The organism is Rathayibacter sp. AY1F6, assembly GCF_002932035.1.
GTDB lineage: Bacteria > Actinomycetota > Actinomycetes > Actinomycetales > Microbacteriaceae > Rathayibacter.
This window is the reverse complement of sequence record NZ_PSVD01000014.1, coordinates 12,705-26,241: the sequence shown is the minus strand read 5'-3', so window position 1 is coordinate 26,241 and position 13,537 is coordinate 12,705. Positions and strand designations below refer to the sequence as shown.

Genomic DNA, 13,537 nt, shown 5'->3' with positions numbered 1-13,537 from the left:
TCGGCGCCGGAGCCGTCCCGTACGCTGACGAGCGGAACGGGAGGTGACGGCATGGCACGGCGCGAATCGACACCCGCGGCCCCCGGGAGCCGCGCCCTCGTCGTGGACCTGATCCGCTCCTCCGGGCCGATCAGCCGCGTCGAGCTGACCGCCGCGACCGGCCTCACCCAGCCCGCCATCTCGATGATCGTGCGCAAGCTCCTCACCGACGGCATCGTCCGCCAGACCGGCTCCACCTCGACCGGGGGCAAGCCGCGGCAGCTGCTCGAGATCAACGCGCGGGCGAGGATCGCCATCGGCCTGCAGCTCGGCTTCGAGTCGATCACCCTGGTCGCGACCGACACGGGCGGAGGCGTGATCGCACGCCAGCAGATCGACGGCGCCGCGCTCGCCTCCCCGGAGGAGGTCACCGCGCGCCTGGTCCGGGCCTACGACGACTTCATCCGCGGGACCGGGATCGACCGCGGCTCGATCGCGGGCGTGGCGGTCGTCGCTCCCGGCCCGATCGACCAGGCCGCGGGCCGCGTCCTCGGCCCGCCGACGCTGCACCACTGGCGCGACCACCCGCTCCGCCAGGAGCTCGGCGCCGGTCTGGGCGCGCCGATCCTGCTCGACAACGACGCCGCCGCCGCCGCGATCGGCGAGTTCTGGAGCCGCGGCGTCTCGCGGCACCGCACCTTCGGGAGCATCTACGTCGGCACCGGCATCGGGGCCGGGGTCGTCCTCGACGGCGCACTGCTGCGCGGGGCGAGCTCGAACGCGGTCGAGATCGGCCACGTCACGATCGTGCCGGGCGGGCGCGAGTGCTTCTGCGGCAACGTCGGCTGCCTCGAGCGGTACGCCTCGCCGACGGTGGTCGTGGAGGAGGCGCGCTCCGACCGCGCCGCGTTCGCCGACCTCGACCTCGCCTTCCGCGCCGAGGAGCACGCCCGCGACTTCGACGTGCTCAGCCTGGCGGCGATCAACGGCCATCCGGCGGCCCTCGCCCTGATCGAGCGCGCGGCCGGGCACCTGGCCGACGGCGCTCTGATCCTGGCCAACCTGTTCGACCTCGACGAGCTGGTCCTCACCGGCCCCGGAGTCGCCATCGCCGGATCGATCCACACCCGCGCGATCCGCGCCCGCCTCGACGAGCGCCGCTTCGCCCGCCGGGCCCACCCGATCGAGGTCGAGCTCTCGAGCAACCCGCGCGACGCGGCCGCCGTCGGAGCGTCCTCCCTCGTGCTGCAGAGCACCCTCTCGCCCGGGCACGGGCCGGTGCTCCTGCAGCCCGGAGGGCGCGATGGCTGAGGCCGTCGTCTCCGCCGGCCGGCTGCTCGGGCGGACCGTCGAGACGCCGGACGGAGCGGCGCACGCGTTCCTCGGGGTGCCCTACGCGGGCGACCCCCGGCGCTTCCTCCCGGCTCCGCCGCTCGAGGCCTGGAGCGGACGGCGCGAGGCGCTGGAGCCCGGACCGCGCGCTCCGCAGACGTCGGGTGGAAGCGAGATCGGCTGCCTGACCGTGAACGTCTGGACGCCGGAGGCAGCCGAGGCCTGCCCGGTGATCGTCTGGATCCACGGAGGGCTGCACGTCGCCGGCTCCCCCTCCGAGCCCTTCTGCGACGGAGCACGGCTCGCCGCCCGGACCGGCACCGTCGTCGTGGCGCTCGGCCACCGGCTCGGCGCGCTCGGATTCCTCACCGTGGACCACCTCCTCGGCCACGAGTACCGCGACTCCGCGAACGCGGGCCTGCACGACACCGTCGCCGCGCTCGAGTGGGTCCGCGACGAGATCGCGGAGTTCGGAGGAGACCCCGGTCGGATCACGCTGGCCGGCCAGTCCGCCGGCGCGACGTCGGCCGCGATGCTGCTCGCAGCGCCCCGCGCCGAGGGCCTCTTCGCGCGAGCAGTGCTGCAGAGCGCGAACCCCGAGCGCGTCGGGTCGCGCGAGTACGGCAAGGAGGCCACGGCGGAGCTGCTCGACCTGCTCGGCGCGCCGCCGGAGCGGCTCCTCGACCTGCCCTGGCCTCGCCTGATCGAGGCGCAGGACCGCCTGCTCGCCCGTCGCTCGGCCGCGGGTCCGAACACCGTCGCCGTGTTCCGGGCGGGCCTCGACGGCCGCCTGCTGACCCGCGACCCGGTGTCCGCCGTCGCGGCGGGAGCCTCGAGCGGAGTGGATCTCGTCGTGACGACGAACGTCAACGAGGGCTCGGGCTCCGTCGACCTCCGGGCTCCCGACTCCGTCGAGCTGCGCGCACAGCTCGACCGGCACATCGCCGACCTGCTTCCGGGAGGGGACGCGGGGGCCTATCGAGAGGCTCTGGCGGCCGACCTGGGCCGCACCCCCTCGGACGCCGAGGCCCTGGAGGCGTGCCTCGCCGACGAGATCTACCGGCAGCCGAGTCTGCGGCTGCTCGACGCCCGGGCCGCAGCGACCGGATCGACGCGCGCCGCCCTGTTCGCCTGGCGCGCCGACGACTCCCGCGGCGCGACCCACTCCCTCGAGCTGCCCTTCCTCTTCCGCAGCCTCGACGACGCCCGTGGCACGATCGGGCCCGCCCCGCAGCGCCTCAGCGACGAGGTCTCGTCGCGCTGGGCCGCCTTCGCGGCGACGGGCGACGCCGGCTGGCCCGAGTACGGATCCGAGCGCACGACGCTCGTGCTCGACGACCCCGTCCGGATCGTCGACGCTCCCCGCGAGCACCTGCGCCGCCTGGTCGCGTCCCACCGCCGCTGATCCCGCCGGCCACTGGCCCCGTCCAGGCGGTTAGGTTAGGTTAACCTTCGCAACCCCCACCACCCCCTTCGAAGGATCGCCGTGCCCGCCACTCGCACCCCCCTCCGCCTGACCGCCGTCGCCTCGCTCGGCCTCGCCGCGCTGCTGCTCACCGCCTGCTCGGGAGGAGCCGACGCCGGCTCCGAGGGCACGTCCGAGAGCAGCGCCGCCGAGAGCAGCGAGGGCTTCCCCGTCACCGTCGACCACGCCTTCGGCAGCACCACCGTCGAGTCGGCCGACCGCGTCGTCGCGACGAGCTGGACCAACCAGGACGTGGCGCTCGCGCTGGGCGTGACCCCGGTCGGCTTCACCCGCGCCTCCTACGGCGACGAGGACGGCGACGGCCTGCTGGTGTGGACGAAGGAGGCGCTCGACGCCTCCGGCGCCGAGACCCCGACCCTGTTCGACGAGACCGACGGCGTGCCCTTCGAGGCGATCTCGGACCTCAGCCCGACCGTGATCCTCTCGGCCTACTCCGGCATCACCCGGCAGGACTACGACACCCTCAGCCAGATCGCCCCCACCGTCGCCTACCCGGGCCTGCCCTGGGGCACGACCTGGCAGGACTCCGCGAAGCTCGACGGCGCCGCGCTGGGCCTCGAGGACGAGGCCGTCGCGAAGGTCGGCGAGATCGAGAGCGACATCACGCAGACCACCGCGTCCTACCCGCAGCTCGCGGGCACCACGTTCATGTACGGCTGGTACGACCCGACCGACGCGAGCACCTTCACCTACTACACGCCGAACGACGCGCGCGTGAAGTTCGTCGAGGACCTCGGACTCGACGTCGCCCCGAGCGTCGCCGAGCTCTCCGGCGACTCGGAGGCGTTCAGCGGCACGATCAGCTCCGAGAACGCCGACCAGCTCGACGCCGACGTGCTCGTCGTCTACGGCGACGACACGACCCTCGCCGCACTGCAGGCCGACCCGCTGCTCTCCAAGATCCCGGCCGTCGAGCGCGGCTCCGTCTACGTGCTGGAGGACGGCTCCTCCGCCGCCATGGCCACCTCGTCGCCGAACCTGCTCAGCATCCCGTGGGTGCTCGACGAGTACACCGCAGGCCTCGCCGCGGCCGCCGACAAGGTGTCGTGACCCGCACCGCACCCACCCGGAAGACGAGGGCGACCGCGCTGGCGGTCGCCCTCGTCGCGCTGGCCGTCGCGTCGGTCCTCTCGCTCGTGTACGGCTCCCGCGAGATCCCGCTCGGCGAGGTCTGGCCGGCGCTGACCTTGCCCGATCCGGCGTCCATCGTCGACGCGGCGGTGCAGGGGCGGGTGCCGCGGACGGTCCTCGCGATCCTGGTCGGCGCCGCGCTCGGGCTCGCCGGAGCCGTGATGCAGGGCCTGACCCGCAACCCGCTCGCCGATCCGGGCATCCTCGGCCTCAACTCCGGCGCCTCGCTCGCGGTCGTGCTCGGGATCGCCGGGGTCGGCGCGACGAGCCTGCCGCAGTTCATCTGGCTCGCGTTCCTCGGAGCCGCCGTCGCCGGGGCGTTCGTCTACGCGGTCGCCTCGCTCGGCCGCGAGGGCGCCACTCCGCTGAAGCTCGCCCTCGCCGGAGCCGCCACCGCCGCCGCGCTCACCTCCCTCATCAGCGCGGTCCTGCTCACCCAGGAGACCACGCTGAACCGCTTCCGCTTCTGGCAGGTCGGCGGAGTCGGCGGCGCCGAGACCGCGAGCATCCTGCAGGTCCTCCCGTTCCTCGCGGTCGGCGCGGTGCTGGCCCTGTCCAGCGCGCGGGGGCTCGACGCCCTGGCGCTCGGCGACGACCTGGCGACCGGCCTCGGCCGGCGCGTGGGGCGGATCCGCCTGGTCGCGGGGCTCGCGGCCGTGCTGCTCTGCGGCGCCGCGACCGCGATCGCCGGACCGATCGGATTCATCGGCCTGGTCGTCCCGCACCTCGCCCGCCGCGTCACCGGCCCCGCGCACGCCTGGCTGCTGCCCTCCTCCGCTCTGCTCGGCGCCCTGCTGCTGCTCGTCGCCGACGTGGTCGGCCGCGTGGTCGCCCGGCCGAGCGACGTCGAGGTGGGCATCGTGACCGCGCTGATCGGCGCCCCGGTGCTCATCGCGATCGTGCGCCGCTCGAAGGTGCGGGCGCTGTGAGGACCGCGGAGGCGCCCGCCGCGGTCGGCATCGCGGCCGGCCGCACGCTGCGCCGTCGGCGCACGGTCATCGGCTGCGCGGTCCTCGCGGTGCTCGCTCTGGTGCTCGTCGTCGTCTCGCTCACGGTCGGCAGCACGGTCTACTCGGTGCCGGAGGTCGTCCGCGTGATCCTCGGCGAGACCGTGCCGGGCGCCTCCTTCACCGTGGGCACGCTGCGGCTGCCGCGCACCATCACGGCCGTCCTGGTGGGCGTGGGCTTCGGGATGGGCGGCGTGATCTTCCAGACGATGCTGCGCAACGCCCTCGCCAGCCCCGACATCATCGGCATCACGTCGGGGGCGAGCGCGGCGGCCGTCGTCGCGATCGCGTTCTTCGGGCTCTCGGGCGGCGCGGTCTCGGTGATCGCGGTCGCGGCCGGGCTCGCGACGGCCCTGATCATCGCCGGGCTGGCCGAGGGCGGCGGAGTGATCGGGGCGCGGCTGATCCTCATCGGCATCGGCGTCGCGGCGATGTTCCAGAGCGTGATCGCCTACGTGCAGACCCGCGCCGACTTCGAGGACGTCCAGGAGTCGCTGCGCTGGCTGACCGGCAGCCTCAACTCGGCCGCCTGGCCCTCCGTCCCGCCGCTCGCGCTGACGATGCTCGTGCTGGTGCCGCTGGCGCTGCTGCTCTCGGGCCGGCTCGGCGTGCTGCAGCTCGGCGACGAGTCGGCGACCGCGCTCGGGCTCGACGTGCGGCGCAGCCGGCTGGCCCTGCTCGCGGTCGGAGTCGGCCTCGTGGCCGTCGCGACCGCCGCCACCGGCCCGATCGCGTTCGTCGCCTTCGTCTCGGGGCCGATCGCGCGGCGGATCCTGCCGAGCGCGCGCACGCTGCTGATCCCCTCCGCCCTGGTCGGCGCGGTCGTGGTGCTCGCCGCCGACCTGCTCGCCCAGTACGTCGTCGGCGCGCTGTTCTCGGGCGCGCGCTTCCCGGTCGGCGTCGTCACCGGTGCCCTCGGCGCGCCCTTCCTGCTCTGGCTCCTCGCCCGCCGCAACCGCTCCGGAGGCTCCCTGTGACCGACGCCCCGCCCACCCTCGCCGCCGACGCGGTCACCCTCGCCTACGACGAGCGCGTGGTGGTCGACGGGCTCTCGCTCGCCGTGCCGCCCGGCCGGATCACGGTGATCGTCGGCGCGAACGCCTGCGGCAAGTCGACGCTCCTGCGCGCGATGGCGCGGCTGATCACCCCGCGCTCGGGGAGCGTCCTGCTCGACGGGCGCGCGATCCACCGGCTCCCGACGCGCCAGGTCGCGCAGCAGGTGGGGCTGCTGCCGCAGACCCCGATCGCGCCGGAGGGGATCGCCGTCTCGGACCTGGTCGCCCGGGGCCGCTACCCGCACCGGGGCCTTTTCGGCCGCGGCTCCGGATCGGACGACGACGCGATCGTCGAGGAGGCGCTGCGCGACACCGGCACGCTCGAGCTCGCCGACCGCCCCGTGGACGAGCTCTCGGGCGGGCAGCGCCAGCGGGTGTGGATCGCGATGGCCCTCGCCCAGCGGACCGACGTGCTCCTCCTGGACGAGCCGACGACCTACCTCGACGTGTCGCACCAGGTCGAGGTGCTCGACCTGCTCACCGACCTCAACCGCTCGCGCGGGACGACGATCGTGATCGTGCTGCACGACCTCAACCTCGCCGCCCGCTACGCCGACCACCTCGTCGCCGTGCGCGACGGAGCCCTGTACGCCTCGGGCACGCCCGCCGAGGTGGTGACGCCGGAGACGGTGCGCGCGGTGTTCGGGATGGAGTCGCGCGTGATCGAGGACCCGGTCTCGCGGACGCCGCTGGTGCTGCCGATCGGGCGCCACCACTCGGGCTGAGCCCGGCCGGTCAGACTGAGCGGTCAGGCCGGGGCCGCGGCCAGGGAGGCGCCGTCGACGAGCGTGCAGCGGAGGAGCTGCTGCTCCCGTCGCGCGGGGTCGCCCTCGATGAGGATCTGCACGGCGCGGCGGCCCATGTCGCGCCGGGGCAGCTCGAAGCCGGCCTGCCAGCCGGTGCGGTCGGCCGATCCGGAGAGCGACACCAGCGACAGGTCGCCCGGCACCGCCACCCCCTCGGCCTCGGCGGCCTCCTGCAGGAGGACGAACTGCTCCTCCTGCTCGGCGAGGACGACCGTGACGCCCTCGGCGGCTATCCGGCGGATCCACTCCTGCGGCGACGCCTCCGGCCCCGGGACGAGGTGGAGGAAGCCGTCGCCGAGCTCGGCCCGCGCGCCGGCCATGCGGTCGGTGTACGACTCGACGCCCTCGCCGTGGCCGGCGTAGGCGAAGCGGGTGTGGCCGAGGGCGCGCGCGCAGGAGATCAGCTCGCGGACGATCGACGCGTAGTCGGCGGCCACGTAGGGCACGGGCCCGCCGGCGTCGTCGCGGCGGCCGATGCTGACGAAGGAGAAGCCGCTCGCGTTGAGGAACTCGAGCTCCTCGCGGGGCATGCGCTGCCCGAGGAGGATGCAGGAGTCGGCCAGGCGCAGCCGGGTGGTGCCGCCGCTCAGGCCGCCGCGGCGGCCGCCGACGCGGCCGCTGGTCAGCAGGAGGAGGTCGATGTCGCGGTTCTGCGCCTCCTCCTCGATGCCGGCGAGGAACGGGTGGAAGAAGTCCTCGCGGTCGAGCGGGAACAGGCTCTCGTAGGTGTAGACGCCGATCATGCCGGTGCCGACCTGCTTGAGGCGGCGCGCGATGGGGTCGGCGACGTACCCCGTCTCCTGGATCGCCTTGAGGATCCGCGCCCGCGTCGCCTCCGGGACCCGGGCGAGCTGCTCGCCCTTGTCGTTGAGCACGAACGACACCGTCGTCTGGCTGACTCCGGCGAGACGCGCGATGTCCTTCTGTGTGATCCGCGGCACCCGGACACCCCCGCTTCATCCTGGTAATAGGTATTACGTCTTGACCTCAGGCTACCGATGACAAAGGATCGCCGTACGCCCAACCGGGGCGAGAGAGGGCGGAACGTCGACGATGATGAATCCCGCAGACCCAGACAACCAGACCACGGCCTCCCCGAGGCCCGATCGGCAGCACAAGCCCGATCAGCAGCCCGAGCACGATCCGCAGCGCAGGCCCGACAACTCGCGCCGCCTCTTCCTCGCCGGGGGCGCCGCCGCCCTCGCCGGCGCGGCAGGGGCCGTCGGCGCCGCCACTCCGGCCGCCGCCGCGCCCCCGGCCGACGCTCCCGGGCAGAAGAAGCGCCTGAGCGTCACCGAGGGGCCGATCTCGCCGCTCGACAAGGAGTTCCGCTGGGACGACCGCGCCGGCGCCGACAACACCCGCGCGGTGCAGGCGGCCATCGACAAGGCGATGACCGCTCCGGGCGGCGGGGTGTCGCTGCCCGCCGGCGAGATCCGGGTGACGGGCCTCGCGGTCGACTACCGCGGCTACCCGGTGCAGCCCGAGAACGGGCCGCCCTACGGCTACGCCGGGCCGAAGATCGTCGGCGCCGGCATGCGCCAGACGAGGATCGTCCAGATCGAGGGCTCGACCCGCGACATCTTCACCGTCTCCGGCCAGACCGGCGACGCGGCCGGCCCCGCCAACAACAACAAGGCCACCGGCGTCGTCCTCGCCGACTTCGAGATGACGGGCACGCCCTCCGGCGGCCACGGGATGTCGCTGCGTTCGCTGGTCAACTGCGAGTTCCGCAACCTGTGGATCCAGAAGACCGGCAAGTCGGGCATCTTCCGCGAGCGCGCCACCTTCGTCTCGGGCGTCGACGACGAGTACTCGTACGCCAACTCCTGGAACAAGATCAAGATCGTCGCCCCCGCCGGCTGGGGCGTGGAGGACTCGGGCAAGGCCTCCATCGGCGGCTCGATGACCAACGTCGAGGCGATCAGCCCCGGCCTCGGCGGCTTCCTCCTCGCACCGACGAACATGACGATGCTCGACTGCCAGGCCATCGGCGGCACGGTCGGCCTCCGGTCGATCCGCAACGAGAACCGGCGCTCGGTCAACTCCGGCCTGACCCTGATCAACTTCCGCTCGGAGGGCTCCCGCGACGGCTGGGAGGTGCTGATCGAGGCCGGCACGAGCCACATGATCGTGAACCCGAACTTCTTCCCGACCTCGGGCGCGAACTGCCTCGGCGTCGGCCTGACGAACGGCGGAGCGGACTTCGAGGTGCGCAACCTCACCGTCCTCGGCGGCTTCTACGGGCTCAGCCTCGGCCGCTTCCCGCAGCAGAAGGCGATCGTGCTGGGCAGCGACTCCTCCCAGACGCGCCTCGTGAACCCGTTCATCGAGCGCGGCGCCGCGGGAGTGGACGAGGGCTCGCTGATCGTCGACGAGGGACGCCTGACCTCGTTCGAGCTCGGCCGCGGCCGGGTGGAGCGCGCGGCCGGCTACACCACGGTCGCCCGCGCCCCCGAGACCATCCCGACCCCTCCGGCCGGACAGGTCAACGAGGGCTGGGAGCGCTCCGGCGACACCTGGCGGAAGGTGGCCGTCTTCCCCGACGGGCACCGCGTCGTCATCGCCTCCTGACCCCGGGCGACGGCGCCCTCCGCGCCGCCGCCCTCCCCCACCGCACACGGAACGAGCACCAGAACGCATGCATGACGACAGCACCCGCATCGAAGCCCGCATCGCCCGCTTCCGCGCCGAGAGCCTCCGGCCGGCGATCCACCGGGCGGTCGAGCCGCTCGGGATCGAGTCGTGGACCGCTCCGGGCGAGCCGGTCCCCTTCGACCAGGCGCGGGCCGCGTCCTACGCGCCCGCCCGCATCGGGGAGCCGTGGGGCGCCCCCTGGGGCACCGTGTGGTTCCACGTGCGCGGCGAGATCCCCGCCTCCTGGGTCGGCGTCGACGGCTGCGAGCCCGAGCTCGTCGTCGACCTCGGCTACACCGGCGCCCAGTCCGGCTTCGAGGCGGAGGGGCTCGTCTTCACCGCGACCGGCACGGTCGTGAAGGCTGTCGAGCCGTTCAACCAGTCGGTCCCGCTCGACCGTCTGCCCGGCCGCGAGGCGGGCGACCGCACGGTCGAGCTCTACATCGAGGCCGCCGCCAACCCGAACATCACCGGCGACTGGTCCTTCACCCCCACGGCGCTCGGCGGCCGCCCCGCCGACGGCGCCCTTCCGTCCGACCCGCTCTACCGCCTCCGCCGCCTCGAGCTCGGGCTGCTCGACCGGGAGGTCTGGGAGCTGGAGCAGGACATGGCCGTGCTCGTCGGGCTGATCGGGCAGCTGCCCGAGTCCTCCCAGCGCCGCGCCGAGATCGTCCGCGCCCTCGACCGCGCCGTCGACGTCCTCGATCCGGACGACGTGTCCGGCACCGCCGCCGCGGGCCGGGAGGCGCTGCGGACGGTCCTCGAGCGCCCCGCCTCGGCCAGCGCGCACCACCTGCACGCCGTCGGCCACGCCCACATCGACTCCGCCTGGCTCTGGCCCGCCCGCGAGACCGCCCGCAAGGTGGCCCGCACCTTCTCGAACGTCTGCGACCTGATCGAGCGCGAAGAGGGCTTCGTCTTCGCCGCCTCCTCCGCGCAGCAGTACGCGTGGCTGAAGCGCGACCACCCGGAGCTGTTCGAGCGCGTCCGCGGCCACGTGCTCGCGGGCCGCTTCGTGCCGGTCGGCGGGATGTGGGTCGAGTCGGACACGAACATGCCCGGCGGCGAGGCGCTCGTGCGCCAGCTGCTCGAGGGCAAGCGCTTCTTCCTCGACGAGTTCGGGATCGACACGGAGGAGGTCTGGCTCCCGGACTCCTTCGGCTACTCCGCCGCGCTGCCGCAGATCATCGCCGGAGCGGGCGGGCGCTGGTTCCTCACGCAGAAGATCTCGTGGAACGAGACCAACACGATGCCCCACCACACCTTCTGGTGGGAGGGCATCGACGGCACCCGCGTGTTCACGCACTTCCCGCCCGTCGACCTCTACAACTCCGACCTCTCCGGCGAGGACCTCGCCCGCGCCGAGCGCCAGTACGCCGAGAAGGGCAGCGGCACCATGTCGCTCGTGCCCTTCGGCTACGGCGACGGCGGAGGAGGCCCCAACCGCGAGATGATCGCGGCCGCCCGCCGCACGCGCAGCCTCGAGGGCTCGCCGACTGTCGAGCTGTCCACGCCCCGCCGCTTCTTCGAGGAGGCGCAGGCCGAGTACCCGGACGCGCCCACCTGGTCGGGCGAGCTCTACCTCGAGTTCCACCGCGGCACCTACACGTCGCAGGCGCGCACCAAGCAGGGCAACCGCCGCAGCGAGCACCTGCTCCGCGAGATCGAGCTGTGGGCGACCACGGCCCTCGTCCGCGCCGGGGTCCCGTACCCGGCCGACGAGCTGCGCGAGATGTGGCGGACGGTCCTCCTGCAGCAGTTCCACGACATCCTGCCCGGCACCTCCATCGCCTGGGTGCACCGCGAGGCGGAGGAGAACTACGCCCGCATCGCGCAGCGGATCGAGGAGATGATCGCCGAGACCGTCCGGGCCCTCGCCGGCGAGGGCTCCGCGGAGCTGCTGGTGAACTCCTCCCCCTTCCCCGTCGGGGGCGTGCCGGCGCTCGGCGCGGCCGCGGCCGACCCCGCCGCGGAGCACTCGGCCCCGACGCTCCGCTCCGACGGCGACGCCCACGTCCTCGACAACGGGCTCGTCCGGGTGCGGATCGGCGCCTCCGGGCTCCTCGAGTCGGTCGTGGACCTCGCGAGCGGCCGGGAGGTCGTGCCCGCCGGCGCCGCCGCGGGGCTCCTCCAGCTCCACCGCGACACCCCGAACAAGTGGGACGCCTGGGACCTCGACGACAACTACCGCCGCACGGTGGAGGACCTCGTCGGCGTCGACTCGGTCCGCGCCGGCACCGTGAGCGACCCGCTCGGCCGCGAGGTGCCGGCGGTCGTGATCATCCGCTCGTTCGGCGGCTCCACGGTCGTGCAGACCGTCTCGCTGCAGATCGGCCGGGCGGCCGTCGACCTCGGCCTCGACATCGACTGGCACGAGCGCCGCAAGCTGCTCAAGCTCGCCTTCCCGCTCGACCTGCTCTCGGACCGGGCGACGTCCGAGATCCAGTTCGGCCACGTGCACCGCCCGACCCACGTGAACACGACGTGGGACGCCGCCCGCTTCGAGACCGTCGCGCACCGCTGGGTGCACGTCGGCGAGCCGGGCTTCGGCGTCGCGGTCGTCAACGACTCCACCTACGGGCACGACATCACCCGCGACCGGGCCGCGGCCGGCACCCCGACGACCACGGTCCGGCTCTCGCTCCTGCGCGCGCCGCTGTTCCCCGACCCGGACGCCGACCAGGGCCGTCACCGCCTCGCCGTCTCGCTCGTGGTCGGCGCCGATCTGCCCGACGCCGTCGAGGCCGGCTACGCGCTGAACACCCCGGTCCGCAGGCTCACCGGCGCCGCGCCCGTCGCTCCCCTGGTGTCGATCGACGACCCCTCGGTCATCGTCGAGGCCGTGAAGGCGGCGGACGACGGGAGCGGCGACGTGATCGTGCGGCTCTACGAGTCGCTCGGCCGCCGCGCCGCAGCGACCCTCCGCGCCGCCTTCGCCGTCCGGGCGGTCACCCGCACCGACCTGATGGAGCGCCCCACCGAGCAGGTCCGCATCGAGAGCTCCGTCGAGGCGGAGTCGGCCGACGTACGGCTCGAGCTGCGCCCGTTCGAGATCGCGACGGTGCGCCTGGCGCGCTGAGCGCGAGGGGACGCGGGGCGGGAGCAGGCCGGGCCGGCTTGCTCCTGCCCCTGCGTCATGTGGTCTGCTCGGTGCACACCGTCCCGATCGGAGAGGTCCCCCATGCAGTCGTTCCCCGCCCCGCCCCGCCAGGTGCAGATCGGCGACGCCGCCGCGTTCGCCGGCGTCACTCCGCGGGCGATCCGCCACTACCACCGGCTCGGCCTGCTTCCCGAGCGCGAGCGGGGCGGAGACGGTCGTCGGCGCTACGGCTACGACGACATCATCCGGCTGCTCTGGATCCGCCGCCTGGCCGACGCCGGGGTCGCGCTCGAGGACATCCGGGACGCCTTCGCCGTCGCAGCCCCGGCCGGCGCCGAGGACAGCGCCGACCGCGAGGACGAGGTCGCGGGCGTCCTCGCGCGGCTGGACGACGCGCTCGCCGCGCAGGAGGAGGAGCTGCAGCGGAAGCGGGCCTCGGTCCGGCGCATGCGGACCCTCGGCGGCCGGCTGGGGCTGCTCGACGACATCGTCTCGCGCCGCCTCGAGGGTGCGCCCGAGGGCTCGCTGCGCCAGGCCGACCTCGACACCCTGCTGGTCACCGAGCGGATGTTCGGCCCGCTGGGCGCCGTCTCCCAGGCCGGCCGCTTCGTCGTCCTGGCCGCCGATCCGGCGCTGCGGGCGGAGGCCGACCGCGTCGACGCCGCCGAGGAGGCCCTCGACGACACGGTCGCCGAGGACGACCCCCGGGTGGAGCAGGTGGCGCGGGAGCGGCACGCCTTCGAGGCCCGGCTGATGCGCGTCGTCGAGGAGTCCGGTCAGCTCGAGGAGGACGAGGCGATCTTCGACGCGTGGGACGAGGCGCACCCGCCCGAGGACCCCGCGCCGGCCCCCGATCCCGCACAGGGCTCCCGCGCCCGGAGCGCCGGCGAGATCATCCGGAGCCTGCCCCACGACGTCTCGCCGGCCCGCCTGCGCGCCATGGACCTGGCGATGCGGCTCGGGATGGAGGAGGCGCCGACGTCCTGAGACGCGGGGTCACGCCC

The 13,537-nt window shown here is 74.2% G+C and carries 10 protein-coding genes; 9 read left to right on the top strand and 1 reads right to left on the bottom strand.

All coding sequences use genetic code 11. The annotated features are described in order from the left end of the window. Nucleotides 1–51 precede the first annotated feature (51 nt). The 6 genes from C5C44_RS11780 to C5C44_RS11755 all read left to right on the top strand — a co-directional run bounded on the left by C5C44_RS11780 (nucleotide 52) and on the right by C5C44_RS11755 (nucleotide 6,715). On the top strand, nucleotides 52–1,290 hold the full coding sequence (locus C5C44_RS11780) for an ROK family transcriptional regulator (protein ID WP_104234022.1): 1,239 nt from the start codon (nucleotides 52–54) through the stop codon (nucleotides 1,288–1,290). Next, complete coding sequence (locus C5C44_RS11775; protein ID WP_104335915.1) at nucleotides 1,283–2,716, top strand: carboxylesterase/lipase family protein; 1,434 nt, start codon at nucleotides 1,283–1,285, stop codon at nucleotides 2,714–2,716. Before C5C44_RS11780 ends, C5C44_RS11775 begins: the two co-directional genes overlap by 8 nt. Nucleotides 2,717–2,797: 81 nt before the next feature. Then, entirely contained in the window at nucleotides 2,798–3,847 is a 1,050-nt protein-coding gene (locus C5C44_RS11770; protein ID WP_181027213.1) for an iron-siderophore ABC transporter substrate-binding protein, read from the top strand. Continuing rightward, a complete protein-coding gene (locus C5C44_RS11765; protein WP_104335914.1) occupies nucleotides 3,844–4,857 on the top strand; it encodes an iron ABC transporter permease in 1,014 nt (337 codons plus the stop codon). The genes C5C44_RS11770 and C5C44_RS11765 overlap by 4 nt, the downstream gene beginning before the upstream one ends. Then, the gene (locus C5C44_RS11760; RefSeq protein WP_104335913.1) at nucleotides 4,854–5,912 is read left to right on the top strand and encodes an iron chelate uptake ABC transporter family permease subunit; all 1,059 of its coding nucleotides are present in this window, start codon (nucleotides 4,854–4,856) and stop codon (nucleotides 5,910–5,912) included. Before C5C44_RS11765 ends, C5C44_RS11760 begins: the two co-directional genes overlap by 4 nt. After that, on the top strand, nucleotides 5,909–6,715 hold the full coding sequence (locus C5C44_RS11755; protein WP_104224308.1) for an ABC transporter ATP-binding protein: 807 nt from the start codon (nucleotides 5,909–5,911) through the stop codon (nucleotides 6,713–6,715). Before C5C44_RS11760 ends, C5C44_RS11755 begins: the two co-directional genes overlap by 4 nt. Before the next feature lie 23 nt (nucleotides 6,716–6,738). On the opposite strand, the gene C5C44_RS11750 is transcribed toward C5C44_RS11755, so the two are convergent. Continuing rightward, nucleotides 6,739–7,737, bottom strand: a complete 999-nt coding sequence (locus tag C5C44_RS11750) for a LacI family DNA-binding transcriptional regulator (RefSeq protein ID WP_104335912.1) — start codon at nucleotides 7,735–7,737, stop codon at nucleotides 6,739–6,741. Between the two features lie 115 nt (nucleotides 7,738–7,852). On the opposite strand from C5C44_RS11750, the gene C5C44_RS11745 reads away from it, so the two are divergent. The 3 genes from C5C44_RS11745 to C5C44_RS11735 all read left to right on the top strand — a co-directional run bounded on the left by C5C44_RS11745 (nucleotide 7,853) and on the right by C5C44_RS11735 (nucleotide 13,520). Next, the gene (locus tag C5C44_RS11745) at nucleotides 7,853–9,370 is read left to right on the top strand and encodes a hypothetical protein (protein WP_146084338.1); all 1,518 of its coding nucleotides are present in this window, start codon (nucleotides 7,853–7,855) and stop codon (nucleotides 9,368–9,370) included. A 67-nt stretch (nucleotides 9,371–9,437) separates the two neighbouring features. After that, nucleotides 9,438–12,512, top strand: coding sequence for a glycoside hydrolase family 38 C-terminal domain-containing protein (locus C5C44_RS11740; RefSeq protein ID WP_104335910.1), 3,075 nt, complete (start codon nucleotides 9,438–9,440; stop codon nucleotides 12,510–12,512). 102 nt (nucleotides 12,513–12,614) lie between these two features. Then, nucleotides 12,615–13,520, top strand: a complete 906-nt coding sequence (locus C5C44_RS11735) for a MerR family transcriptional regulator (protein WP_219827849.1) — start codon at nucleotides 12,615–12,617, stop codon at nucleotides 13,518–13,520. Nucleotides 13,521–13,537 lie beyond the last annotated feature (17 nt).

What these genes read in the sequence shown, in the direction of transcription:
- C5C44_RS11740 (WP_104335910.1), top strand. Translation starts at nt 9,438, where the DNA reads ATGCATGACGACAGCACCCGCATCGAAGCCCGCATCGCCCGCTTCCGC.
- C5C44_RS11745 (WP_146084338.1), top strand. Translation starts at nt 7,853, where the DNA reads ATGAATCCCGCAGACCCAGACAACCAGACCACGGCCTCCCCGAGGCCC.
- C5C44_RS11735 (WP_219827849.1), top strand. Translation starts at nt 12,615, where the DNA reads ATGCAGTCGTTCCCCGCCCCGCCCCGCCAGGTGCAGATCGGCGACGCC.
- C5C44_RS11780 (WP_104234022.1), top strand. Translation starts at nt 52, where the DNA reads ATGGCACGGCGCGAATCGACACCCGCGGCCCCCGGGAGCCGCGCCCTC.
- C5C44_RS11775 (WP_104335915.1), top strand. Translation starts at nt 1,283, where the DNA reads ATGGCTGAGGCCGTCGTCTCCGCCGGCCGGCTGCTCGGGCGGACCGTC.